The 23,344-nt window shown below is 40.3% G+C and carries 22 protein-coding genes and 1 pseudogene; 19 read left to right on the plus strand and 4 right to left on the minus strand.

The window, feature by feature from the left end; all coding sequences use genetic code 11:
* Positions 1-393, minus strand: a pseudogene (locus tag AC5FEC_RS06130) (hypothetical protein); the annotation flags it as partial.
* 347 nt (positions 394-740) lie between these two features.
* Between AC5FEC_RS06130 and AC5FEC_RS06135 the strand changes: the two are divergent.
* The 10 genes from AC5FEC_RS06135 to AC5FEC_RS06180 all read left to right on the plus strand — a co-directional run bounded on the left by AC5FEC_RS06135 (position 741) and on the right by AC5FEC_RS06180 (position 8,468).
* The gene (locus AC5FEC_RS06135; RefSeq protein ID WP_048785833.1) at positions 741-1,217 is read left to right on the plus strand and encodes a hypothetical protein; all 477 of its coding nucleotides are present in this window, start codon (positions 741-743) and stop codon (positions 1,215-1,217) included.
* A gap of 190 nt (positions 1,218-1,407) precedes the next feature.
* On the plus strand, positions 1,408-1,707 hold the full coding sequence (locus tag AC5FEC_RS06140) for a hypothetical protein (RefSeq protein ID WP_150204746.1): 300 nt from the start codon (positions 1,408-1,410) through the stop codon (positions 1,705-1,707).
* 275 nt (positions 1,708-1,982) lie between these two features.
* Positions 1,983-2,201 carry a hypothetical protein gene (locus AC5FEC_RS06145; protein WP_048785826.1) on the plus strand — a complete coding sequence of 73 codons (219 nt, stop codon included), beginning with the start codon at positions 1,983-1,985 and terminating at the stop codon, positions 2,199-2,201.
* Positions 2,202-3,533, plus strand: coding sequence for an FtsK/SpoIIIE domain-containing protein (locus tag AC5FEC_RS06150; RefSeq protein WP_048785824.1), 1,332 nt, complete (start codon positions 2,202-2,204; stop codon positions 3,531-3,533).
* 311 nt (positions 3,534-3,844) lie between these two features.
* The gene (locus tag AC5FEC_RS06155; protein ID WP_048785823.1) at positions 3,845-4,264 is read left to right on the plus strand and encodes a hypothetical protein; all 420 of its coding nucleotides are present in this window, start codon (positions 3,845-3,847) and stop codon (positions 4,262-4,264) included.
* 4 nt (positions 4,265-4,268) lie between these two features.
* The gene (locus AC5FEC_RS06160) at positions 4,269-5,285 is read left to right on the plus strand and encodes a replication initiation factor domain-containing protein (protein WP_048785821.1); all 1,017 of its coding nucleotides are present in this window, start codon (positions 4,269-4,271) and stop codon (positions 5,283-5,285) included.
* A 60-nt stretch (positions 5,286-5,345) separates the two neighbouring features.
* Positions 5,346-5,594, plus strand: coding sequence for a hypothetical protein (locus AC5FEC_RS06165; protein WP_032461248.1), 249 nt, complete (start codon positions 5,346-5,348; stop codon positions 5,592-5,594).
* A gap of 15 nt (positions 5,595-5,609) precedes the next feature.
* Positions 5,610-7,106, plus strand: a complete 1,497-nt coding sequence (locus AC5FEC_RS06170; protein ID WP_493661642.1) for a tyrosine-type recombinase/integrase — start codon at positions 5,610-5,612, stop codon at positions 7,104-7,106.
* Positions 7,107-7,184: 78 nt separating this feature from the next.
* The gene (locus AC5FEC_RS06175; RefSeq protein ID WP_493661643.1) at positions 7,185-7,529 is read left to right on the plus strand and encodes a hypothetical protein; all 345 of its coding nucleotides are present in this window, start codon (positions 7,185-7,187) and stop codon (positions 7,527-7,529) included.
* A 171-nt stretch (positions 7,530-7,700) separates the two neighbouring features.
* A complete protein-coding gene (locus tag AC5FEC_RS06180; protein ID WP_493661644.1) occupies positions 7,701-8,468 on the plus strand; it encodes a hypothetical protein in 768 nt (255 codons plus the stop codon).
* A gap of 88 nt (positions 8,469-8,556) precedes the next feature.
* On the opposite strand, the gene rpmG is transcribed toward AC5FEC_RS06180, so the two are convergent.
* Together rpmG and rpmF are read right to left on the minus strand one after the other, a co-directional pair.
* On the minus strand, positions 8,557-8,706 hold the full coding sequence (gene rpmG / locus AC5FEC_RS06185; RefSeq protein WP_003026692.1) for a 50S ribosomal protein L33: 150 nt from the start codon (positions 8,704-8,706) through the stop codon (positions 8,557-8,559).
* A gap of 15 nt (positions 8,707-8,721) precedes the next feature.
* Positions 8,722-8,904, minus strand: a complete 183-nt coding sequence (gene rpmF, locus AC5FEC_RS06190) for a 50S ribosomal protein L32 (RefSeq protein WP_000290416.1) — start codon at positions 8,902-8,904, stop codon at positions 8,722-8,724.
* Between the two features lie 289 nt (positions 8,905-9,193).
* Here rpmF and ilvD point away from each other — a divergent pair, with 289 nt between their 5' ends.
* On the plus strand, positions 9,194-10,900 hold the full coding sequence (ilvD, locus tag AC5FEC_RS06195) for a dihydroxy-acid dehydratase (RefSeq protein ID WP_493661645.1): 1,707 nt from the start codon (positions 9,194-9,196) through the stop codon (positions 10,898-10,900).
* A gap of 119 nt (positions 10,901-11,019) precedes the next feature.
* Here ilvD and AC5FEC_RS06200 read toward each other — a convergent pair whose 3' ends face one another.
* On the minus strand, positions 11,020-11,361 hold the full coding sequence (locus tag AC5FEC_RS06200; protein ID WP_217472956.1) for a metal-sulfur cluster assembly factor: 342 nt from the start codon (positions 11,359-11,361) through the stop codon (positions 11,020-11,022).
* A 180-nt stretch (positions 11,362-11,541) separates the two neighbouring features.
* Here AC5FEC_RS06200 and hisS point away from each other — a divergent pair, with 180 nt between their 5' ends.
* The 8 genes from hisS (at position 11,542) to AC5FEC_RS06240 (ending at position 23,343) form a co-directional block, all read left to right on the plus strand.
* The gene (hisS, locus tag AC5FEC_RS06205; protein WP_493661646.1) at positions 11,542-12,822 is read left to right on the plus strand and encodes a histidine--tRNA ligase; all 1,281 of its coding nucleotides are present in this window, start codon (positions 11,542-11,544) and stop codon (positions 12,820-12,822) included.
* 197 nt (positions 12,823-13,019) lie between these two features.
* A complete protein-coding gene (locus tag AC5FEC_RS06210; RefSeq protein WP_037618154.1) occupies positions 13,020-13,307 on the plus strand; it encodes a WXG100 family type VII secretion target in 288 nt (95 codons plus the stop codon).
* A gap of 79 nt (positions 13,308-13,386) precedes the next feature.
* The gene (esaA, locus tag AC5FEC_RS06215; protein WP_493661647.1) at positions 13,387-16,389 is read left to right on the plus strand and encodes a type VII secretion protein EsaA; all 3,003 of its coding nucleotides are present in this window, start codon (positions 13,387-13,389) and stop codon (positions 16,387-16,389) included.
* Between the two features lie 12 nt (positions 16,390-16,401).
* Entirely contained in the window at positions 16,402-16,866 is a 465-nt protein-coding gene (essA, locus tag AC5FEC_RS06220) for a type VII secretion protein EssA (protein WP_037618147.1), read from the plus strand.
* Positions 16,867-16,956: 90 nt separating this feature from the next.
* A complete protein-coding gene (locus tag AC5FEC_RS06225; protein WP_493661648.1) occupies positions 16,957-17,205 on the plus strand; it encodes an EsaB/YukD family protein in 249 nt (82 codons plus the stop codon).
* On the plus strand, positions 17,198-18,448 hold the full coding sequence (gene essB, locus AC5FEC_RS06230) for a type VII secretion protein EssB (protein WP_493661649.1): 1,251 nt from the start codon (positions 17,198-17,200) through the stop codon (positions 18,446-18,448). The genes AC5FEC_RS06225 and essB overlap by 8 nt, the downstream gene beginning before the upstream one ends.
* A gap of 23 nt (positions 18,449-18,471) precedes the next feature.
* Entirely contained in the window at positions 18,472-22,896 is a 4,425-nt protein-coding gene (gene essC / locus AC5FEC_RS06235; protein WP_493661650.1) for a type VII secretion protein EssC, read from the plus strand.
* Positions 22,897-22,977: 81 nt separating this feature from the next.
* Entirely contained in the window at positions 22,978-23,343 is a 366-nt protein-coding gene (locus AC5FEC_RS06240) for a TIGR04197 family type VII secretion effector (RefSeq protein ID WP_217472951.1), read from the plus strand.
* The last annotated feature ends 1 nt before the right edge of the window (position 23,344 follow it).

The raw sequence follows: 23,344 nt of genomic DNA on the forward strand, positions 1-23,344 counted from the left end.
AGACTTAATACTTTCACCATTTTGCCGTAACTCATAGATTTTGACTTTGTCTTCATAACTTAATTTCATAAAAATAACACCCCAAATGTTAGATTTTTTCTGTCTAACTTTTGGGGTGCGGTTCAAACCTTGATGAGCATATTGAAACAGTAGATTTAATATCAAATAAAATAATGGAAATAATTGATTTTCCATATGATGAAAAGAGAACATTGAATCTTGCTTCGGTATTTTCAGAGATGTCTTTAAAGTATTCGGATAATAAATACAAGGTGTTGAGAAACAAATGAAAAGTATCAAACGTAATAGGTTTTGGATTATATATTTAATCATAGCAGTTTTTATCGGTCTACTTAGTGTTCCTTTATCTAAAAACTTTACTAAAATATCCAAAGGATACGTATTTATCTAAAAAGGTAGTGAAAAAGGTAGTGATTCGATTGATTTATATTGCGATGTACTGAATTCAAGAAAAATAAAAAACGCTTGAAATCAGCGTTTTCCTTCTGTATTGATTCGTAGTGAACCCTTACTTAACCTCTGTAAAGAAGATGTAGTCTTAGATAGATATAGAGATACTTAAAAATGTTGATTTTAGAGGTTTTATATTCGATAGGAAGCGAGTGATATGTAGAGAATAATAGCTTATATGACATTTAATCAGTTATTTTTCAGTTATGTGTTGACTTCTAAAAACAAAAGTGTTAAAATGTCTATATAACAAAGACAGGAGGAAGAATATGAATAGAACCTACATGAATATTAGACTGGCTTATGAAACAAAATATTGGTTAGAGTGTATACAGGCAGAGGTACAGAAAGACTTAGATTCATCGATTGAAGAAGAGGATATGGAAGAAATTGAGCGTCTAATCATGGAAAAGTTAGAACAAAAGAATGCACTTTTGGGAGCCGTTTCTATTACCACATTTTTCAAAGTATCTTCTTCAAGTGTGATTGAAAAAGCGTTTCAAGAGACCAAGAATTATACTCAATCCGAGTGGATTGATTTGGCACGTCAAATGAAAGTAACGACAGTAAAGCAGGATATGGAGATAGGCACGCTAACTCCAAGATTGTACTTAAAAAATAATATTATTTCTGAGTTAGAGAAATACCAGACTCTCTTTAAAAGTGATGATATGGTACGACAAGTAAGAATGAGTTATGTTATTAAGTTACTAGTATTTGCTTATTATAAAAAACTATTTCTATAGTATTTTATACAGGTCTTTGAAGTTTGGAGACCTATATAAATAGTATAAATGTCTATGTTATGCAGACGTATTTTACAAATAAGGAGGGAAGAAAAATGAGAGCAAGAGCTTCACCTACTCAAAATTAAAGTCGTATAGTACATAGCAAACTTCTATTTCAAATTAATTATAATTATAACGAGGTATAAACATGTTTAAAAATCTAATTGATTTCATTGAAACAGCAACACCAGAGCAAATAAAATGTATGCTTAGAAAGGCAAATGCTCTTGAAGGAGATGTAACTCTATTGAGTATGAGTTCGGTTAATATAGTAAGAATAAAGAATGCACTTTTAGGAAATACTTCTCTTGAACTTAAAAAAGTTAGAATTGATGTCATTAAGAAATTGGCATACGCTTCTAACCGTAATCACTATGCGGACGGAGCAACAATGATGGATGATATTTCTGCAGGAAAGACTCACAGACATGCGAAGTCTTACGTATGATTTTTTTAAAGGGGAGAGTACCTTCCCCTTGATTTTAGATAAAATACAATGAGAAAGGAATTTTAATTTATGGTCAAGTTGTATAAAGTACTATTTATTATCTATTTTATTATTTCCGCAGGGTTAATGTGTTACATTGAAGTCCTGCTAAAAAGCTATAACCCAGTTCTGAATGCTTTAATGAATGTCATGGTTTCGGGTGGTATCATCTTTTGGCTCACATATTTCTTAAATATAAAAGATGATAATCAGGCGAAGAAGGAAGAGGTAACAAAATGAGTGATAATTTTAAAACATATGTATTCCTTCTAATATTTGTAATATTAGCTAGCATAGGAGTTTTTATACTCCCTCAAGGGCGTTTTCTTTCAAATGCTTCCCTTTTTATTGGGTGTATTTCAATGCTTATTTCTACCTACTATTTCACAAAAATCAAGCTCATAGGAATCTATGATTTGCTAAAAGAGTTTATAGATAAAATAAAGGGTGTCTAAATGTTTAAAATAAGGCAAACAGCAGATCTCACAAAAAGCTCCTTTTTATCGAGTGTAAGATTAAGACGTTTTCATTGGGCATTATTATTTAGCCTTGGTATCGCTTCGATTTTTGTTGTAACAAATACTAGGTTTCCTGATTTTATAAAAACTTTGCTTATTGTGCTAACTGGAATTGTAATTTATAAATTCCATTTAAAGTTAAAATCACTAAGATATAATCTTGAAAATTATTTGCTAATTCGCGAGAGATTGTTGTGGGTTTTGTATACCAATCGAATTTACACTACTGCTAAGAATAGCACGGGTTATGAGAAAATTATTAGGTCTGCTGTCTTAGAATATACCCTCGATGAAAAAGAAGGTCATATTTTGGTCAAAGCCCTTATCACAGGGGACGAGTTCTCCAAAAAAGCCCAGTTGCTTGATGATGTAATTGCAGGGGCACTAGACCTAGAGCTGGAAGAAAAAATTATTCGCCCTAGTTTTGTAGAGTATCACTTTTACTACAAAAAACCAGAAAGGCTAATTCTACAATCTCACAACCAAAAAGAAGAGATAGATAACCCTTATATAGAGCTAGGATATGGCATAACCTATAATCCTGAAAAAGTGCCACATATACTCGTAGCAGGAGGTACAGGTTCGGGGAAATCGGTTTTTATCTCGTCCTTAATTTTAGAATTTCTCAAACGGCAATCAACTATTTATATAGCAGACCCTAAAAATTCTGACCTAGGTAGCTTGTCACATTACTTTGGAGAAAAATATGTAGCAACCACACCTAACAACATCGCTCGCATTGTACGTTTAGTAGTCGAAGAAATGCTAGAAAGATATCAATATATGCGTGATAATTTTCTATATGCCTCAAACTTTTCAGACCATGGCTTTAAACCTGTCTGGCTGATTTTTGATGAAATGGGTGCTTTTCAAGCGTCGAGAACAGATAAAAAATCAAAAGAAGTCATCGCTGAAGTCATGGACGGCATCAAGCAAATCATTCTACTAGGGCGACAAGCTGGAGTATTTATTCTTATCTCTGCCCAGCAAATGCGTTCAGAGACGTTAAATACTGATTTGAGAGATAATCTCGGCTTGAGGATTGCCCTAGGAGCAAATTCAAGCGAAGGTTATCGCATGGTATTTGGTTCGGCTATCCCAGATAAGTTAAAACCTGTTGAAGAAAAAGGAGCAGGCTATCTCTATATGCAAGGTTCAGGTAAGGAAATCGCACAATATTGGGAAAGTCCTTACCTCAATCCAACTAAATTTGATTTTATCAAAGAACTACAACTTTATTTAACGGAGGAAACGAATCAAATGTCCTAAAAATTTGAGGTGAAAAGATGAGGTCTTTCGGACTAGCGAAATAGGGACGATTGCCCAGGGGCAGAATCGAGCGGAGCGTTCCTCTTTTCGCTAGGGAGAAAGAGCCTACCGACTGCTTTGCAGGAGGTCAGAAAAATACCCCCAGTACTAATAGGGGGCACACACCTACATGAAATGGTGGCTAAACCCTTGATACGTAAGGGGTTGGTCGTTGTCGGTTGTACTTGTTTTCCTTAAACCTTTGTGGGAGTGAGGTTCAGAGTGATTTTCGTGTAGGATATGATTTTTTGAATAGAAAAAGGAGTTATATTATGACTTATAACATGACAGACACAACCCTTAAGATTGGAACTCTTGATTTGGATATGTCACAATTTGATATTCCGAAAAAAGTAGTTATACTATCTGCTAAAGTTAATAACAGGTATAACGATGTTAATGGCGAGAAAATCAAGACTGAAGAAGTAACTAAAATTGCTTGTACTGCACTTGATGCCGATAAGGTTAAAGTGCTAACTGAAATGGGAATTTCTACTGATGATTTGAAAGCTATCAATCTAGAAATTGTAGGTAATGTAGATAAGGTCGCTACACTTGCTCAAAATGAATCACTTTTGAATGTTCCGATTGAGTTAGTTAAGCCGAAAGTTCGTTTAGCTTGGAACATGGCACGAAGTAACTGGGCTGGTGTTAAATTAGTATGTGAGGACATTAAAATTCTAGGAGCATAACCCTATGAATACAGTCAGAATTGATTATTTCGCAGTAACCGTTAAAAATATTCCTCCAGAAAGTGTTTTGACTGATATTCTTTTAATTCCTTTAGAAGATTTCACATTAAATAATTGGGGAATAAATAAGTATCAGCGACATTATGCCTGCTCAGAGATAAAAGTATATTTCAATGAAGATAGGCTTTCTATGGGTGTATTTATCGAATTAAAAGGGCAAGGTTGTCGTCAATATGAAGAATTTTTGAAAGGTAACGAAAACAATTGGATTGCTTTAATAAGTCGTTTATATTATCATAATGCCAACTTTACTAGACTAGATATTGCCCACGATATATTTGACGGTAGTTTAGATGTTCAACGAATATATGACTATTGCAAGAAAGGATTATGTATCTCGAAAGCAAAACATTTTGAGTATCATGAAAAAGCGGTCTTAGAAAATGGGGAGCGAGTAGGGGAGACAGTTGCCATAGGTTCAAGAGGGAATCAGCAATGGTGTATCTATAATAAACTTATGGAGCAACTAAGCAAGCAAGAGCTCGTAGAATGCCAATATTGGGTTCGTGCGGAACTTAGATGTTGGCAGGAAAAAGCCAATATTATTGCGAAGCAGTTGTTTCTAAAGCGTCCTTTATCATCTATCTATTTTGAGGCTATAAATGGTCATTATCGTTTTGTTCGTCCTAACGAAACAGATAGCAACCGTTGGAGAAGAAAAAAGGTCAAGTGGTGGTTAGATTATCTCAAGACTGAAAATCAGACGGTTTTGAGTGTTGTAAGGACTAAACCCACGCTACGGAAGTCAGAGGCTTGGACAGAGAAACAGGTAGCCAAAACATTGGCAAAAGTCTATATAGCAAAGTATCAAGCCTATGATGTCGAGGAAGCTGAATCCTATATTCAAGGACTACTAAAAGAAGGTTTATCAAAGCTGACCTGTAATGATGAAAAGGATATAGAGCAGTATATTCGAGAACAGACTAGTTCCCCATTATGGGGAGAAAAAAGAACGACTTGAAAACAAGTCGCCTCTAAAAATTAACTAACTAGATTATAACAGAAGAAAGGAAAGTATTCAATGATAGAGATAAAGACAAAGTCAGATTATGATTTGACTAAAAATTGGTATCGGAAAAAAGAGTTCTTAGATGAACTTTGGAAGGGCATGAAACTACCAACTTTGGATCACTACATTCGCCAAATGAGAAACAGTCCATATTCTTTTGGAATTTGTGGAACACACGGAAATGTCTTTATTCATGCAGAAGTATTTAAAGATTGGTTTGATTATAAGATTTTTCATGAAAATGAGGCAGTAATAGCTTAGTATAAGGGGGTAAAAATGAAAGTAGGTAAGACTACTCGAGTTTTAACTGTTTATCAATGGAAACCAGACCCGTTTAAAAAAGGTAATGTGCTTGTTAAATTTGCAATGAGATATACTCACCCTTTGATAACCAAAAGTCGTTATAAGTATCTTACAGGGGGAGAAAATAAAGGGTGGTATACGACTAAGGCAACACCAACAGGAAAAGACAGTAAGGGACAAGAGAAGTTACTTATTTCCGATATAAAAAATAGTCAGCTGATTACAAAAGTTTCAAAATTATTAAATGAAATGATTGATGAAACCATATTAGATTTGACTGGAGAGAAACCAAAGGAATTAGAGCCTAGTAAAACTTTATGCCTCAAAGATATAGCTAGACCGTATGATGAAAATAACGAATTATACGGTTTAGCTTTTAGGTGGTGGGTCAATCGTGTTAAGCCAGCCAAGAATACTCTAAAGACTAGAGTTAGTGTGTATAATCAGCATATCTCCCCATATTTCAATGAAAATATGAGCCTTAAACAGTTCTGTATGGAACAGGAAAAAATGCAAGCTATCATTAATAATACAAGTGAGGGAACTTCAAAGAATATTCATATCTATCTTAAGATGATATTTGATTGGGCGGTAGAACAGGGAGAATTGACAGCGTTGCAACACCCTATTCTGAATAAGAGGGTTAAACGTAAGACGCTGACAAGTGCAGAGGAGCAGGCGAAACTTAGGGAAGATATAGCTGAAAAATATCTTGAAGTTGACGAGGCTAACCAAGTGTTTAAGATTATTGAAAACTGGACTAAGCGACATAATAATGAATTAGTTGCTGATGTACTCAGAATTATCTACTTGACAGGTATGAGACCGAGTGAGGCATTAGGTTTGAATGAAGATGTTCTAGATTTCAAGAATAAACTCATTAAGGTTCATTGGCAGAGGGCAAGCCATAATAAGACTGACAAAGAAATGGCAGAGGAAGGTTTACGTGATGAGAAGGAACGATATAGAGCAATTCTAAAGACTAAAGAAAGTGTTAGAACTATCCCAATGTCACCAAAAGTAGAACAAATCTTACTGAAGTATATTGAACGAAATAAGTTTCAAGCAGAATTCAATCCAACTTATAAAGATATGGGCTATATATTTACTAGAATCTACGTTAAAGGCAAGAATCAACAAGGTAGCCCCATGTACCATACAGAAATTTCAATGTTCTTAAGAGGTGGAGCTAGCCAGTCGGCAAAGTATAATAAGAAAAGCGGAAAACCTTATAAAGATATTGATGACTTAGTAGATTTTGGTAGACCTATTCATATAGTTCCTCACATGTTTCGACATAGCTTTGTTTCAGTCATGGCTGATAAGAATGTAAGCCTAAACGTTATTCGAGAGTTTGTAGGACATTCAGAAGATAGTAGAGAGATAGAAAAAATCTATCTTCATGTCATGCAAAAAGGAAAACATAAGATTGAACAAGCCATGATAGATTTAGCTAAAATCATAAAATGAGTAATAGTTGTGGTTATTGATTCGGTTTCATTCAAAAAATGATATGATAGTGATATAAAGTATCAATTAGGTGTAGGTATGATAAATAGACAAGCTAAGAAGTTTTTTGATTATTATTTAAAAATAGTTGCAACAGAAGAATATCAATCTTATTATCAAAGACATGAGCAGGAAGGATTAGAATTTCATAAAAAGTACATTGAAGAAAAACGTCCCGAATGGAGGACACGGACAGACTATTTTGATGAATTCTCAATTGGCGAGTTTATTATTTTAGATACACTTTCAAATGAGGGTGTTAATAAATTAACGAAGCGTTTATATTCGTTGCCAAAGTCGAAATTTAAAGTGAAAAATTATTATAAAAAACCTACTATATTTAAAAAATACGACTATGTCCATTTAGAATATTTAAGGCATTGAGTCGGAATTTTTGCTGAAATTGAGATAATTGGAGATAAATTTTTCAGCAGTATTGAAATAAGTTGGGCGACGGTAAATAATTATTATGCTATTTTTCAATATAGATTTCATTTCAAACAAGTATTGACAGAGTCTAATCTTCAATTATTTATTTCTGATAATATCAAAAACTTGAGTAAAAAAGATTACATTAATTGGTATATTCTGGATGATGAGGACGATAAGCTTAATTATCTAGCTATTGATCAGATGACAAATGAACTTCCTTCTTTGATATGTCAACATTACATAACTACGTTTTTATATAGCGAAAATGGGAAAATGAACAAATTAATTAATCTAACAGTTGCTTTTCGAAAAGACAAAGTTGATATAGATAAAATATACTTCGGGGATATTAGTTATAGTCTATATAATAAAAAAGGCAATTACTATATTTCAAATAGTTTTAATGATAGTGATTATGTTCTATACTCAGGAAATAATTTCATTCCTAGATTTAGTATTTTAGGGTCTATATCGCAATATGGGAACGAGCTCTATTACTTATTATTTGGAGAGCGAGAGCTTCACATTTTTGAAAGAGATTTTTCGAAATATGTATCAGGAAGAAAGAACATAATGTTTAATAAGAATTTTTTAAACCTTTTGAAAAAGATACAAAGCCTATCGGAGTCAGAAAACAGAATAGATATTTCTAATTTTAAAAAAGACTTTGAAGATTCTTGGACTATATTTGTATCAAATGACGAAGTTCAGCTAGAAAATTTATTTCATAAAAATTTGTCATATTATCGAAATGTAATTAAAGAAAATTATTCCTATTTGAATATGCTTACAGAGATAAATTACACAAAGACAAATACCATAAGTTCTATCGTTGCTACGATAGTCTCCATCATTGCTACCATTATATCTGTTATTGCACTCCTAAAGTGATATAATCAGTTAAAATTCAGTTATTTTGCTAAAATCAAAAGAAAAAAGCCTTTGAAACGTTGATTTCATAGGCTTTTCTTTATCTCAATTATTTAACCTCTGTAAACACGACGTGTTTGCGAAGTTTTGGTGAGTATTTCTTCAATTGAAGACGGTCTGGAGTGTTACGCTTGTTTTTAGAAGTAAGGTACAAGCGTTCACCAGATGCTTTGTGCTCAAGTGTGATATTTACGCGCATGATATCTCCCTTCTATTATTCAGCTGCAGCAGCTTTAGCGATCTTACGTCCTTTGTAGTATCCTTTGAGGGATACACGGTGAGAACGTGAGTAATCTCCAGTAGTTTCGTCAAAGTTTACAGATGGAGCTGTTACTTTGTAGTGTGTACGACGTTTGTTTTTCTTCGCTTTTGAGGTGCGACGTGCAGGTACTGCCATTTTAGTTTCTCCTTTTAGAATGTAATTCGATGCAATCTCATGATTTTCATCAACTTTAACAGTATATCAAATCTTTTTTGTAAAGTAAAGTTACTTGACAGATTTTTTTGATTTTCTTTTTGGGAATGGCAGAGCTAGTTGCTAAAGGGTTGTTGCTTGGCAGATGAGGCTGGCACACGGGTTCTTGTTTTTCAAAAATTCTGAAAATTTAAAAATTTTCCTCTGTAAAAGTGGGTGAAAGTGTGCTATAATAAGGGTTACAAGAAATAGAGCAAGGAAAGGGAAAGACATGACAGATAAGGTAGATACACGCCACAGAAGCAAGATTTATGACAGTATGGTCAAATCTCCCAACCGTGCCATGCTGCGGGCGACGGGGATGACGGATAAGGACTTTGAGACTCCGATTGTCGGGGTGATTTCGACTTGGGCGGAAAATACACCTTGTAACATTCACCTGCATGACTTTGGTAAGTTGGCCAAGGAAGGAGTGAAGGAACAAGGTGCTTGGCCGGTTCAGTTCGGTACGATTACAGTATCGGACGGGATTGCCATGGGAACGCCTGGTATGCGTTTTTCACTAACATCTCGTGACATCATCGCAGACTCTATCGAAGCTGCCATGGGCGGACACAATGTGGATGCCTTCGTCGCTATCGGGGGCTGTGATAAGAATATGCCAGGTTCCATGATTGCTATCGCCAACATGGATATTCCAGCTATTTTCGCTTATGGAGGAACCATTGCACCGGGAAATCTTGACGGGAAAGACATTGATTTGGTTTCTGTCTTTGAAGGTATCGGGAAGTGGAACCATGGCGATTTGACTGCTGAGGAAGTACGCCGTATCGAGTGTAACGCCTGCCCTGGCCCTGGTGGCTGTGGCGGTATGTACACGGCTAATACTATGGCAACAGCTATTGAAGTTCTAGGTATGAGCTTGCCTGGCTCTTCTTCTCACCCAGCAGAATCTCAAGATAAGAGAGACGATATCGTGGAAGCTGGCCGAGCAGTTGTTCGGATGTTGGAAATGGGGCTCAAACCATCTGATATTTTGACCCGCGAAGCCTTTGAAGATGCCATTACAGTGACCATGGCTCTAGGGGGCTCTACCAATGCTACTCTGCACTTGTTAGCCATTGCCCATGCGGCGAATGTGGAGCTGACCTTGGATGATTTCAATGTTATTCAGGAGCGCGTGCCGCATTTGGCGGATCTGAAACCATCTGGTCAGTATGTCTTCCAAGACCTATACAATGTCGGCGGGGTGCCCGCTGTCATGAAATATCTCTTGGCTAACGGCTTCTTGCATGGTGACCGCATTACTTGTACGGGTAAGACCGTGGCTGAAAACTTGGCCGACTTTGCTGACTTAACACCTGGTCAGAAGGTCATCATGCCGCTTGAAAATCCGAAGCGGGCAGATGGACCGTTGATTATCCTGCATGGTAATCTGGCTCCAGACGGCGCTGTTGCCAAGGTTTCTGGTGTTAAGGTGCGTCGCCATGTCGGACCAGCCAAGGTCTTTGACTCAGAAGAGGCTGCTATTGATGCGGTGTTGGCTGATGAAGTAGTAGATGGCGATGTTGTCGTGGTTCGCTATGTTGGACCAAAGGGTGGACCTGGTATGCCGGAAATGCTGTCACTTTCTTCTATTATCGTAGGTAAAGGTCAAGGAGACAAGGTGGCTCTTCTGACAGATGGCCGCTTCTCAGGCGGTACTTACGGTTTGGTTGTTGGGCACATTGCTCCGGAAGCTCAGGATGGCGGGCCGATTGCTTACCTTCGCACTGGCGATATGGTCACGGTTGACCAAGACACCAAGGAAATTTCCATGGCAGTCTCTGATGAAGAGCTCGCGAAACGCAAGGCAGAAACGACTATTCCACCGCTTTACAGCCGCGGAGTGCTGGGCAAATACGCCCATCTGGTATCTTCTGCAGCCAAAGGTGCTGTTACCGACTTTTGGAAACCAGAAGAGACAGGTAAAAAGTAAGCAATACTATATAAGATGACAAAACCGCTCGAAAATGTTTCGGGCGGTTGTTTTTGTTAGGTTTAGAAAGTCGTTTAATGGGATAAATGAGGCTAGAAAACTAGCTAAGCAGAGATAGTCTATCTCGGACTAATCCCCAGCGCAATACGGCCGAAGCGGCTGATACGGGTGATTTTCCAAGCGGGGGACCAAGTGACTTCAACAGAGACGGTTTCGATGCCTTCGATTTTCTTGAGAGACTCGACAATCTCGATAGGAACAGTTTCGGTACAGCCGCAGGCTGTATCAGTAAAAGTCATGACAATCTTGCAGTGACCAGCCTCATCGAGGTTAATTTCATAGATGAGCCCGAGATTGTAGACGTCCAGCTCGACCTCGGGATCGTAGATGGTTTCGAGTTTCTTGATTAATTCCTCTTGGATGGCTGCAGCGCGGTCGTTGATTTTGATATCCTCTCTCATTCTCGGTCCTTCTTCCTATTTTGAATTGGTCTTATTTTCTCATAATTCTGACAATTTTTCAAGAAATTTTTAGTAAATGAAAAGGGATTTAGTCCTTATGGAGGAAAAATCCTCTTTTGGCTCCTCAAAATGATGGACTTATGGTAAAATATAGGTACTAAAGAAGGCGGAGGTCAGAAGATGAAATTACAAAAACCCAAAGGAACACAGGACATTCTTCCTCAGGAATCTGCCAAGTGGCAGTATGTGGAAGACTTTGCCCGCAAGACATTTAGAAAATACAATTACGGCGAAATCCGCACGCCGATTTTTGAGCATTATGAGGTAATTAGTCGCTCGGTCGGAGATACGACAGATATCGTGACCAAGGAAATGTATGACTTTTATGACAAGGGGGATCGTCATATCACGCTGCGTCCGGAAGGGACAGCGCCTGTGGTACGCTCTTATGTAGAGAATAAGCTTTTTGCCCCTGAGGTGCAAAAGCCGGTCAAGGTCTACTATATGGGCTCTATGTTCCGCTATGAGCGGCCTCAGGCTGGTCGTTTGCGGGAGTTTCACCAGATTGGTGCGGAGTGCTTTGGTTCTAATAATCCTGCGACAGATGTAGAGATGATTGCCATGGCTGCCCAATTTTTCAAGGATATCGGTATCACAAATGTTAACTTAGAGCTCAACTCTTTGGGAAATCCTGAGAGCAGAGCTGCTTACCGTCAGGCCTTGATTGATTATCTGACCCCGCTTAAGGCTGGTCTCTCAGCAGACAGCCAACGTCGCTTGGAGGAAAATCCATTGCGCGTGCTGGATTCCAAAGAGCCCGAAGACAAGGTGGCAGTAGAAGGTGCACCGTCAATCCTAGATTATCTGGATGAAGAGAGCAGTGCTTACTTTGCGGCTGTTCGGTCCATGCTGGAGACCTTGCAGATTCCTTATGTCATTAATACCAATATGGTTCGCGGACTGGATTACTACAACCACACGATTTTCGAGTTTACGACAGAGGTGGCTGGTAGCCAACTGACTATCTGTGCTGGTGGCCGTTATGACGGGCTGGTTGCCTACTTTGGCGGTCCGGAAACACCGGCTGTCGGCTTTGGCATGGGCTTGGAACGCTTACTTCTGGTGTTGGATAAGCAGGGAGTGGAGTTGCCGATTGAGGCTGGTTTGGATGTTTATGTCGCTGTTTTAGGGACTGACGCCAATGGCAGTGCTTTGGAGCTGGTACAGGCTCTTCGCGCACAAGGATTTGCAACAGAGCGGGACTACCTAGACCGCAAGCTTAAGGCCCAGTTCAAGTCAGCTGATAGCTTTAATGCTAAAATCCTTATCACACTAGGTGAAAGTGAAGTCGAAAGCAATCAGGTAACTGTGAAAAATAACACAACACGTCAAGAAGTGACAGCTAGCCTGACTCAACTTATAGAAGATTTTCAAATTGTTTTTAAAGAATTAGGGTTTTAAGAGACGCTTATATCTTGGAAAGTAAGCCTTTAAAGCTGAAAATAAACTGATACTAGCATCTTGAACTAAAATCTAGTTTAGATTGGCTTTAATTTTCTGTTTTTCATGAAAAATAGATTTATTTCTAATAAAAAGCTTGAAACTAAACTCATTTATTGGTACAATAATATTATCATTAATAAAAAAAGGAGATTCTCATGGCTTTAATTAAATTGACTCCAGAAGAATTGCGTGCTTCAGCACAACGTTACACAGAAGGTTCAGAAAGTGTGGATCAAGTGCTTACAAGCTTAACTCGTGAACAAGCAGTTATCTCTGAAAACTGGGATGGTTCTGCATTCGATAGTTTTGAACAACAATTCAACGAATTGTCTCCAAAGATTAAAGAATTTGCACAATTGCTTCAAGACATTAATGCTCAGTTGATTAAAGTTGCTGATATCGTTGAACAAACTGACCAAGACATCGCAGCACAAATTCGTTAATTTTTTATAAACGGCTTTAGGAGGGCGAGAGCCTTCCTATTTTTATATCATATAAATATCGAGAATTGAAAATAGAGAAATGGGAAATAAGAGACTTTTAAAGTATATAGGAAATAGTTTGCTGGTTGTTTTTTTGCTCTTTACAGTAATTGTTTTGAATATATCAGTGCAAAAAAACACGACAAGCAGTAATGATACTAAGCTAAAAACCAGTCAACAGACTAAGCTTAATGTAGCTATTGTTAATGAAGACCAGTCTGTGCGCGTGGATAAAAAAGAATATAATCTTGGTGCTAGCTATGTAAAAAATATCGAGCGAGACAATTCACAAAATTGGTTTGTTGTGACACGCGGAGCAGCGGATTCTGGTCTGGAAAAAGGGAAGTATCAGTTGGTTCTGACCATTCCGAGTGACTTTTCTGAAAAGATTCTAGATATCAACAATATCAATGTGGACAAGACAACAGTGACCTACAAGGTCAATGCATCAGGAAATTTGCAGGTTGAAAATGATGCGAATAAGCTAGCAAAGGACATCATTGCTGACCTCAATAGTCAGCTGGTTGATATGTATATGGCTAGTATCCTGAGCAACCTTTATACTGCTCAGCAAAATGTACAAGCCAGCTCTCAAGTGCAAGTAACCAATATTGGTACTTACCGAACTAATCTGCTAGGGACGGCTACTAACTCAAAAAATATCTTTCCAACCCTTTTTAGCATATCTAGTTCTTCTGTGGATGCTAACAATGCTTTGAAGACGACCTTAGAAAGTTATTCACAAGTTTTTGACCATCTAGATAGCTCGCAGTCCACTTATGGCAAGAATTTTGATGGCCTACTCAAGCAGCGGGGGGAAGACAAGATCAGCCATGGAGAGTTTATGAAGCAGTTGATGGAGATGGATGCAAAGTATTTGGATGCAGAGACCCAGGAACTATATAGGACTTTAAAAAATACTCAGGAAAGTCTGACAACTCAGCTAGGCGAAATAGGTCAAGATAATTCTGGTGCTGACAATCTGGGCAACCAAGTCACTGCTTTAGAAGCTGCTTTGACGGCAGAACGAGCTAAACTAGATGCTCACAAGGCAGTTATAGAAACCTTTGTTACCGAGAAGATAAATACGTACTACGGTTTGGAAAAGGGAGACACTCTTACTCTGGAAAAGGTGCTGAACACAGCCAATCTTGAAGAATTGAATGATGCTGAGAGTGTAGTAAAAGATCAATTAGCTATGGCTGTAGCAGCCTTGCCAGCAGAAAATTTCAGCGGTCAGTCATTTTCTGAGTTTGGTATTTCCCGTGTCACTATTCCGAATCTGGATTATAGTACTGTCGGACAGTTCGGTACACCAACTAACGGAACCACTTCTGCTGAATTGGCTGGTTTAGTTAGTCAGGCTACTGTAACTAGCGAATCTGCTGGTCAGACTGGAACAACAGCGCGGGTTTCCTGGGAAGCTCCTGCAGGGGTGACAATTCATTCTGTGTCCTATGATGGTACTAACATCACATCTGGTCAGGAACTTAATCTGAAGACTGGTGGAACTTTTGTGGTACATTACAGTGTGGCCCATGCTTCCTCTAGTACTTCAACAGAAGCTACCGATGCTACCACTAGTACTTCAACAGCTACTACCAATGTTCCCGCTAGTACTTCAACAGAAGCTTTCATTAATATATCTCTTGATGGTATCCAAGCTATCAGTACCCCTATAGATGTTCAGGGAGTGCGGAATGCAGCAGCGGCTTATGCCCAAAAAATACAGGAGATTGCTTCTGCTTATACGCGTGTTCAAAGTTTACTGAAGGTTTACGATTCATTGCAAAATCTGAAAAAAGGCTCTATGAACAAAGTCCTGAGTGATCTTTTAATAGGAGCAATCCAGGATAATTTGTCTACTTATCAAGCTAGTCTTACTCTGGATGAGAATGGTAAGTCAGACGCAAGTGTTCAGAAAAAGATGGATGAATCTATTGGTCAGTTGAGGGAAAAGATTGCAACTGTTAGATCCAATAATGAAACATTGGGACAAATAATTAAGAGTCAAATTAATCTCTATGGCGATTTGAAGACTCGTTTAGCAAATATCTCTACTGCGAAAGGTAATAATGAAGCAGCTTTTGCTAAGACGGATTCTGAGTTGACCTCGCTTAATTCTGAGTATAGTTCTCTGCTGACAGAAACATCTAGCGTGAAGTCTTCCTCTCAGAATAACATTAAAGCAGCTGAGTCTGTAAATCAAATCTTTACTAACCTTAATCGCGAATTGGCTAATGCTCAAAGTAGCACTGAAAAACTATCTCATGATGCGGATTCTTTAATGGCGCAATTTAATGAAGAATTGGCTGCTAATGGAAACTTTGTCGAGTCCTTTGTCAAGGTTCTCAATAATGCCTATGAAAATGGTGTGCCGAATGAAATTCTTCTTAAGTTCTTATCTAGTCCAGTGGCACAAAGTTCTTCTTCTGTCAAGGCAACCGTCAATGTTTACCGTCCCTTCACTTGGATTTTGCTTCTAGAGATTGTTAGTCTATTTACAGCGTATCTCTTTGCGACACAAAATGTTATCCGCAAGGTCAAGGATAAGTTCAAATTGGACAAACTGCATGATACGGATATTATGAATGTCGGCATATTGTCTTTCCTAGCTCTAACTATTGGATTAATTATTGGGATTGTATCTAGTATTCAGCTTCAGGTTGGTCGTGAATATGTGCCATCATGGGTCTTGCTGATGGTTTCGGCTGGTTTCATCTTAATCCAAGGACAGTATCTGTTACTCAAGCATTTCCGTGTTATTGGTATGGGGCTTACCTTCTTTATGATGATTAGCTTTGTCTACCTCTCAAATGCGATTGGCACGACAGCTAGTCTGACAGGGTTCCCAGCCTTTATCAAGGATCTTAATGCTCTGTCAGTCTTGGAAAGTCTGCTTTCAGGCTACTTTGACGGACAGCCTGCCGGCTTCTTTGTCTTCTTTGCGATGTTGATTGTTTTAGTTCTCTTACTTGCAGCCAATATCTTTATTAGAACAAGAAGTCTTCAATATCAAATGACTCAAACTGAAAAAGTATAGAAAAATAAGGATATGAAAAAAATACTTCTCTTACTTCTTACCTTGGGAGCATGTGCAGCAGTCTCGATGGCTGCTGCAGATGACCTGAAGGACAATAGTCTACAGATTGATAACTCCCGACTTGAGAAGGAAGAGGAGTTGAATTTTGGTGTGCAGTCCGAACAAATCAAGGAGCTTTTCAACGAGGCGACTCAAAAGAAACTGCAGGAAATCCAGCATTATCAAGATGAACAGTTGATCACCGAAAGGGACCAGCTGTTTTCTGCTATACAGGGGTCAGTGAAAAAATCGCCTGAAGAACAACTATTTCAACATAATTCTCAAAATTTATCCAAATTCCAGACAAATATGGAAAATGAAGAGACCAGTGACTGGGGTGATTTTCTGCCTGGGATGTTCTATGCAGGTCTCGTTATAGTGATTATTGGAGCAACGGGTGTTGTCAGCTACCGAGTGGCAACAGCAGAGATGGATTAGCTTGGCTTTGGAAGGTTGAGTCTGTATAGTCGTCAGAGGTAGGTCAATAATAATCGGAGAAGGATATATAAAAAAGGAGAAAGGTGAGAGATGGAACAGCATATCAATATTACCCTGCGTTTGCGAGATCGAGATGTGGATATTCGAATTCCCCAGCGGATTGAGGTACGTCGGCTTATTCGGGAAATTGATAGTATTTTTAATCCCGGAACGGAACGGAAAAAGTACCAGCTGCGGATTGTCAATAAAGGCTTGTTGCTGGATGAAGGTAAGTATCTGTCGGATTATCCTATGACGACAGGAGATTTAGTAGAGATAGAGGAGATACCAGGTGACTGAGGAAAGATTTGTCTTTGGCGAACAGCCATTTATCTATGAAAAAAATGAAACAAATTGGCAGCTGAGTCTTAAGCGCTCAGATGTGGCCAGTCAGGATTTGCGGGAGTTGTTGCTCTTGGATTTGCATCATCCTCTCTTTTTAGAGCAGGCTATGGTGGCGGATGAAGATAGTGTGACCTTTACCTATGAGCTGGAGTCTCATGGTCTTAGCTATGAGGAGCTCAAGACTCGTACGATTTCGGAACGGATTCGGTTGGCTCTCAATGTTTTTGCCTTGGAGGCAGCTTTAGATTTGCCGGTTACTTTTCTTTTGCATCCAGCCAATCTTTTTATTACTAAAGATGCCCAAGCCAAGATTGCTTATCGAGGTGTACCGGGGATTATGTCACCCCAGTCTCTATCATCAGAGGACTTTTTGCGTCAGGCTAAGTGTTTTGCAGTAACGCTCTTTAGCGACCTAGATTTTATGGACCTTTATAATGGCTCACTGGAATTGGAAACTCTGCCAGACTTTTTGAACGAGCTGCGCCAGACAAAGGACTTAGCCACTGGGGTAGCTGTTTTGGAGAAGTATTATTTGGAAAAATCAGCTCAGGAAAAGGCGGATTTAGTCTTGGTACCCAGCAGACGGCACCGAGTCTTTAAGCTGGCCACTATCTGGTTGACAGTGAGTGTGGTTCTGCTCTTCATTCCACTTATCTACCTGATTTTTTTGCAAAATCCCTTTAAAGAAAAACTTTTGCAGGCAGACACGGCCTTTATCAAGGTGGATTATAGTGGAGTTATTACAGAACTAGAAGGCATTGCTCCATCTAGCCTACCGAATACTCAAAAGTATGAATTAGCGTACTCCTATATCCAAGGGTTAGAATTTTCTTCTGATCAAAAGAAGGTTATCCTTAATAATGTCACTCTCAAGTCGGATGAGCTCTACTTGACTTACTGGATTCAAATCGGTCGTAACAGCTTTGAAGATGCGCTGGATACTGCTAAACGGATCAATGACAGCGACCTGATCCTCTATGCCTTGACTCAGGAAATCAAGCAAGTTCGTGAGGATGACAAGCTATCAGGTAAAGACCGAGAGGCTAAACTAGAGTCCCTAGAAAATGAGTATAAGAAATACTGGGATAGCCGAAGTGAGCTCTTGGCGAGTGAGTCTAGCTCTAGCACATCAAGCCAACAAGAAGAAGTCTCAGAAAACAAGTCCTCATCTGAGACGAAATCGTCCTCCAGCAACTAAAACAGGCCAAGGAGTGAGAAAACATGACAAAACAAGTAATTTTCTATACACAAGGTCTGCGTTATGAAGTAGAGCTGGGAGCCGATAAGACAGTCCTGCTCGGTGCAACGGAGAAGGCACAAGTTTATCTCTATCAACAAGATAGACCAATCCAACTCAAGGCAGATGGCGAGGAAGTCTTCTACCAATATGGTGAGGAAGCAGGTGTCGTGAAGGATGGTCTGATGCTAGAGGGAGTCGTCTTTTATCTGCGGGATGATGAACCACTAGTTTATGACCTCTTAGACAAACAGGAGATCCGCATCGGTTCTCAAAAAGGGGCTCTTATCAAACTGGACGAAGGCATTGAGCTTCTCTTGCAAAAGTCTCAGGGCAACTGGATTCTGACTCGATTTAAGGGGGACTTTTATCGAAATAATCACTTAGAAAAGACGAATCAGCAGGCTCTCAGCTTTGGTGATGAAATTAGCGTTGGTTCTGTGACCATTAAGTTTTATCCTGATGAAGTCTGGATACAAGGGCCAGCTCAGACTGGTAGTCAACTGGCGTTAAGAGAGCCGTCTCGTTACGGATTTTATGAGGATTATCCGGATTACCACCGTTCTCCACGGATCATCTACCGAGGGAGTGAGGATAAGATTCTGCTCAATCCACCAGGTCAAGAGCCTCACAAACCGAGCGATGAGCTCTTAAAGCTAATCGTTCCGCCGCTTCTGATGATTGGGGTGGTTATCCTGATTACGCTCATCCAGCCGCGGGGAATTTATATTCTGGCTACTATGGCTATGTCGGCTGCCAGCATTGTCTTTTCGGTTCGTGGCTTTATCAAAAACCGCAAGAAGTATAAGGCCGACAAGAAAGAAAGGGTAGACCTCTATCACCTCTACTTGAAAGACAAGGCTATGGAATTGACCAAGCTTGAGCGGGAACAAAAGGAAGGGATGCACTACCACTTTCCGACAGTGTTGGAGTTGACCGACTTGGTTGAGAGCTACAACCACCGGATTTATGAAAAGACACCGCTCCATTTTGACTTTCTTTACTACCGTCTGGGTCTGGGGAAACTCCCAACCAGCTACCAGCTGACCTATGGGCAGCAGGAGCGTAGCGGTAAGAAAGATGCGCTGGAAGAGGAGGGCTATGCCCTCTACACTCGGCATCGGAAAATTCCGGATATGCCCATTCCAGCTAATCTCAGTCATGGGCCAGTGGGCTATATCGGTCCTCGAAATTTGGTCTTAGAACAGCTACAGCTACTGGTCATGCAAATCGCAACCTTCCATTCTTACCACGATGTGCAATTTATCACCATTCTGCCTGAGGAAGAGCGAGCTCAGTGGTCTTGGATGCGCTGGCTCCCCCATGCTAAGCTTCAGGAGCTGAATGTCCGTGGTTTCGTCTATAACCAGCGGACGAGAGATCAGGTTCTAAATAGCCTAAATCAAATCTTGAAACTACGACGCGCCCAGCAGGAAGAGGCGACTCGTCAGGAAAGCACGCTCTTTCATCCCCATTATGTGGTTCTGATTACGGATGAGAAGCTGATTTTGGACCATGTTATCATGGAATTCTTCACAGAGGATCCGACAGCCCTAGGTTGTTCACTTGTCTTCGTAGAAGACGTGATGAGCTCGCTGTCTGAGAATATCCAGACGGTTATCAATATCAAGGACCGCAACACGGGACAACTGGTCATGGAAGAAGGGGTGCTGAAGGAAACCGACTTCCGCTTAGACCACTTTCCAGAGGATTATGACAAGGAGCGAATTGCCCGAACGCTGGCACCGCTCAATCACTTGCAGAATCTCAAGAGCTCTATTCCTGATACGGTGACCTTTATGGAGATGTATGGGGCAGAGACCTTCGATGATCTGCAAGTTCCTAAGCGCTGGGGTAAGAATGCACCCTATAAGAGTCTGGCTGTGCCGATTGGCCTACGTGGGAAGGATGATCTGGTCCAGCTCAATCTCCATGAGAAGGCACATGGACCGCACGGGCTAATTGCGGGAACAACGGGATCTGGGAAGTCAGAGACCATCCAGTCCTATATCCTCTCCCTCGCCGTCAACTTCCACCCGCATGATGTGGGCTTCCTGCTCATCGACTATAAGGGTGGGGGAATGGCTCATCTCTTCAAGAACCTGCCCCATCTCTTGGGAACCATTACCAACTTGGATGGTGCCCAATCCATGCGAGCTCTGGTCTCTATCAATGCGGAGATCCACCGCAGAGAGCGGATCTTCAACCGATATGAAGTCAATCATATCAATCAATACCAAAAGAAATTCAAGACAGGGGAAGCGACCGAGCCCCTACCGCATCTCTTTCTCATCTCGGATGAGTTTGCGGAGCTCAAGGTTAATCAGCCTGACTTTATGAAGGAGCTGGTGTCCATCGCTCGTGTCGGGCGGTCTCTGGGGATTCACTTGATCCTTGCGACCCAGAAACCATCCGGTGTCGTGGATGACCAGATCTGGTCCAACTCGCGCTTTAAGATTGCGCTCAAGGTGGCGGATCGGTCTGACTCCAACGAAATGCTTCACACGCCAGATGCGGCAGAGATTACCCAAACGGGTCGTGCCTATCTACAGGTCGGCAATAATGAAGTCTATGAACTCTTCCAGTCAGCCTGGTCGGGGGCGGATTACCAGCCGGATAAGGACGACATGGGCATTGAGGACCATACCATCTACCTGATCAATGACTTGGGTCAATATGAAATCCTGAATGAAGACCTATCGGGTTTAGAAGATGCGGATGAGATTAAGGAAGTACCGACGGAGCTGGACGCGATTGTGCAGAACATCAAACTTCTGACTGAAAAGCAGAAGATCGCTCCTGTACCGCAGCCGTGGCTGCCACCGCTCAAAGAGCGGCTGACCTTAGAGGAGCTAGAGCCGATCAACTATCAAGCCGAATGGGAGAAGGGGCAAAGCGATCTGAACCTTTTGATCGGTCTGGCAGATATGCCACAGAAACAGGCTCAGGAAGTGGCTCATATCAACCTGACTAGGGATGGTAACATCCTGCTTTACGGCAGTCCGGGGACTGGGAAGACCACCTTCCTGCAGAGTGCGGCCATGGACTTGGCGAGAAAGCACAGTCCGAAAGACCTGACCCTCTATCTCCTTGACTTTGGAACCAATGGTCTGGCGCCTCTGGCGAATCTCCCACATGTGGCGGATACGCTTCTCTTAGATCAAAGTGAGAAGGTGGCCAAGTTTGTGCGGATTATGGAGAGCGAGCTCAACCGCAGGAAGAAGCTTCTATCCGAGTATGGTGTGGGTACCATCGCTCTTTATCGTGAGGCTAGCGGTAAGGAAGAGCCGGCTATCGTCATCCTTTTAGACAGCTATGAGTCTATCAAGGAAGAGGCTTATGAGGCGGAACTCTTTAAGCTCTTGGTGCGCATCTCTCGTGAAGGTCTCAGCATCGGTGTTCACCTCTTGGTGACAGCGGGCCGTCAGTCCAACCTTCGGGCCCAGTTCTACGCTAACTTCAAGCACCAGCTGAGTCTGCCACAGAATGATTATGGAGAAGTCCGCTCAATTGTGGGCTCTACTCCTCTTGCGGCGACTATGGAAGACATCAAGGGCCGTGCGCTGATGAAGCGTGACGAGGTTGATGTCATCCAGCTGGCTCTGCCAGTAGCGGGTGCCAATGATGCACAGGTCCTTAACAACCTGCGTCAGGAAGTCGCTTCTCTTCAAGAAGCTTGGACTGGACAGCGACCAAGTGCTATTCCGATGGTACCAGAGGAGTTGACCATGGATGTATTTTTGAATTTGCCTAGTGTACAAGAAGCTATTGAGAATGGTCAGATTCCTATCGGTTTGGAGCTAGAAATGGTTGGAAGTGTCAATATCTCTCTTAGCAAATTTAAACACATGGCTTATGTATCGAATGCAGAAGATGCTTTTGATAATATAACTCATCATTTATTAAAAACTATTCTTAGAATGCCTAACGTCCATATGATGTTGATTGATGCTTTCCAAGAATATGAAGCATATAGTAATCAGGTGAAAACCTATGTTGGAAGTAAAAAGGAACTATCGGACATAGGAAATCAGCTAATCTATGAAATAGAGCGCCGTCTTGAAAAAGGTATATCATCTGAGTGGATTATTTTTATACCAAATATGAGAGCACTGGTATCTGAAAGCGATCTAAATGAACAACAGCTTCAATTTATGTTTGAGAAGGGGTATCGAGTAGGGATGAGATTTATTATTGGTACAGATTATACTTATATTGGAACAAGTATTGACCCAATTCCAAGATACCTCAAAACAAATGTCCAATGGGTTATCTTTGGTATGCGCCTAATGGATCAAACCTTCTTAGATAAAGGAATGTATAGCAGAGATGTGGCTCCAGATCCCGATCAGGTTTATTTACATTCTCGGAAAGAAGTCATCAAACTCAAAATTAGTAAGAATAAGTAACAATATTATTTGATATTTAAGATTCAACCCTGTCTCTTGACAATTTGATAGTAGAAAGGATAATTGAAAAGGTTATTGAACATGGGACAAGTAAAAAGTGAAAAAGGCAAGGCAAGCACTATTGCAACTGGAATTGTATCAGCAAGCAATAGCATTACAACTGCTGGTACAGTTACGAGAGATAAGACAAGCTATTATACTGCTAATACGGTAGGAAGAAGATTGATCATAAATGAGGCATCTATTGCTGAAAATGTTCAATCGAAAATAAGTGAGTTTGTAAAACTAATTCATAGTGTCGCAAATGAATTCGAAGTAGTAGATGAGAAGATAAGCACATTGTGGCAAAATAATTTGCCGTTGGATCAAAATAAGGGGACAACTGGTCTACCTTCTCTGTATTCAAATCCGTCATTTGTTCCTCAAAATAATTTGTTTAAGGAGTGAG

This window comes from Streptococcus sp. STC1396, assembly GCF_058933875.1.

What these genes read in the sequence shown, in the direction of transcription:
- rpmG (WP_003026692.1), bottom strand. Translation starts at nt 8,706, where the DNA reads ATGCGCGTAAATATCACACTTGAGCACAAAGCATCTGGTGAACGCTTG.
- ilvD (WP_493661645.1), top strand. Translation starts at nt 9,194, where the DNA reads ATGACAGATAAGGTAGATACACGCCACAGAAGCAAGATTTATGACAGT.
- AC5FEC_RS06240 (WP_217472951.1), top strand. Translation starts at nt 22,978, where the DNA reads ATGGGACAAGTAAAAAGTGAAAAAGGCAAGGCAAGCACTATTGCAACT.
- rpmF (WP_000290416.1), bottom strand. Translation starts at nt 8,904, where the DNA reads ATGGCAGTACCTGCACGTCGCACCTCAAAAGCGAAGAAAAACAAACGT.
- AC5FEC_RS06135 (WP_048785833.1), top strand. Translation starts at nt 741, where the DNA reads ATGAATAGAACCTACATGAATATTAGACTGGCTTATGAAACAAAATAT.
- AC5FEC_RS06225 (WP_493661648.1), top strand. Translation starts at nt 16,957, where the DNA reads ATGGAACAGCATATCAATATTACCCTGCGTTTGCGAGATCGAGATGTG.
- AC5FEC_RS06160 (WP_048785821.1), top strand. Translation starts at nt 4,269, where the DNA reads ATGAATACAGTCAGAATTGATTATTTCGCAGTAACCGTTAAAAATATT.
- essC (WP_493661650.1), top strand. Translation starts at nt 18,472, where the DNA reads ATGACAAAACAAGTAATTTTCTATACACAAGGTCTGCGTTATGAAGTA.
- AC5FEC_RS06165 (WP_032461248.1), top strand. Translation starts at nt 5,346, where the DNA reads ATGATAGAGATAAAGACAAAGTCAGATTATGATTTGACTAAAAATTGG.
- AC5FEC_RS06145 (WP_048785826.1), top strand. Translation starts at nt 1,983, where the DNA reads ATGAGTGATAATTTTAAAACATATGTATTCCTTCTAATATTTGTAATA.
- AC5FEC_RS06155 (WP_048785823.1), top strand. Translation starts at nt 3,845, where the DNA reads ATGACTTATAACATGACAGACACAACCCTTAAGATTGGAACTCTTGAT.
- AC5FEC_RS06175 (WP_493661643.1), top strand. Translation starts at nt 7,185, where the DNA reads ATGATAAATAGACAAGCTAAGAAGTTTTTTGATTATTATTTAAAAATA.
- AC5FEC_RS06150 (WP_048785824.1), top strand. Translation starts at nt 2,202, where the DNA reads ATGTTTAAAATAAGGCAAACAGCAGATCTCACAAAAAGCTCCTTTTTA.
- AC5FEC_RS06170 (WP_493661642.1), top strand. Translation starts at nt 5,610, where the DNA reads ATGAAAGTAGGTAAGACTACTCGAGTTTTAACTGTTTATCAATGGAAA.
- AC5FEC_RS06200 (WP_217472956.1), bottom strand. Translation starts at nt 11,361, where the DNA reads ATGAGAGAGGATATCAAAATCAACGACCGCGCTGCAGCCATCCAAGAG.
- hisS (WP_493661646.1), top strand. Translation starts at nt 11,542, where the DNA reads ATGAAATTACAAAAACCCAAAGGAACACAGGACATTCTTCCTCAGGAA.
- esaA (WP_493661647.1), top strand. Translation starts at nt 13,387, where the DNA reads ATGGGAAATAAGAGACTTTTAAAGTATATAGGAAATAGTTTGCTGGTT.
- essA (WP_037618147.1), top strand. Translation starts at nt 16,402, where the DNA reads ATGAAAAAAATACTTCTCTTACTTCTTACCTTGGGAGCATGTGCAGCA.
- AC5FEC_RS06140 (WP_150204746.1), top strand. Translation starts at nt 1,408, where the DNA reads ATGTTTAAAAATCTAATTGATTTCATTGAAACAGCAACACCAGAGCAA.
- AC5FEC_RS06210 (WP_037618154.1), top strand. Translation starts at nt 13,020, where the DNA reads ATGGCTTTAATTAAATTGACTCCAGAAGAATTGCGTGCTTCAGCACAA.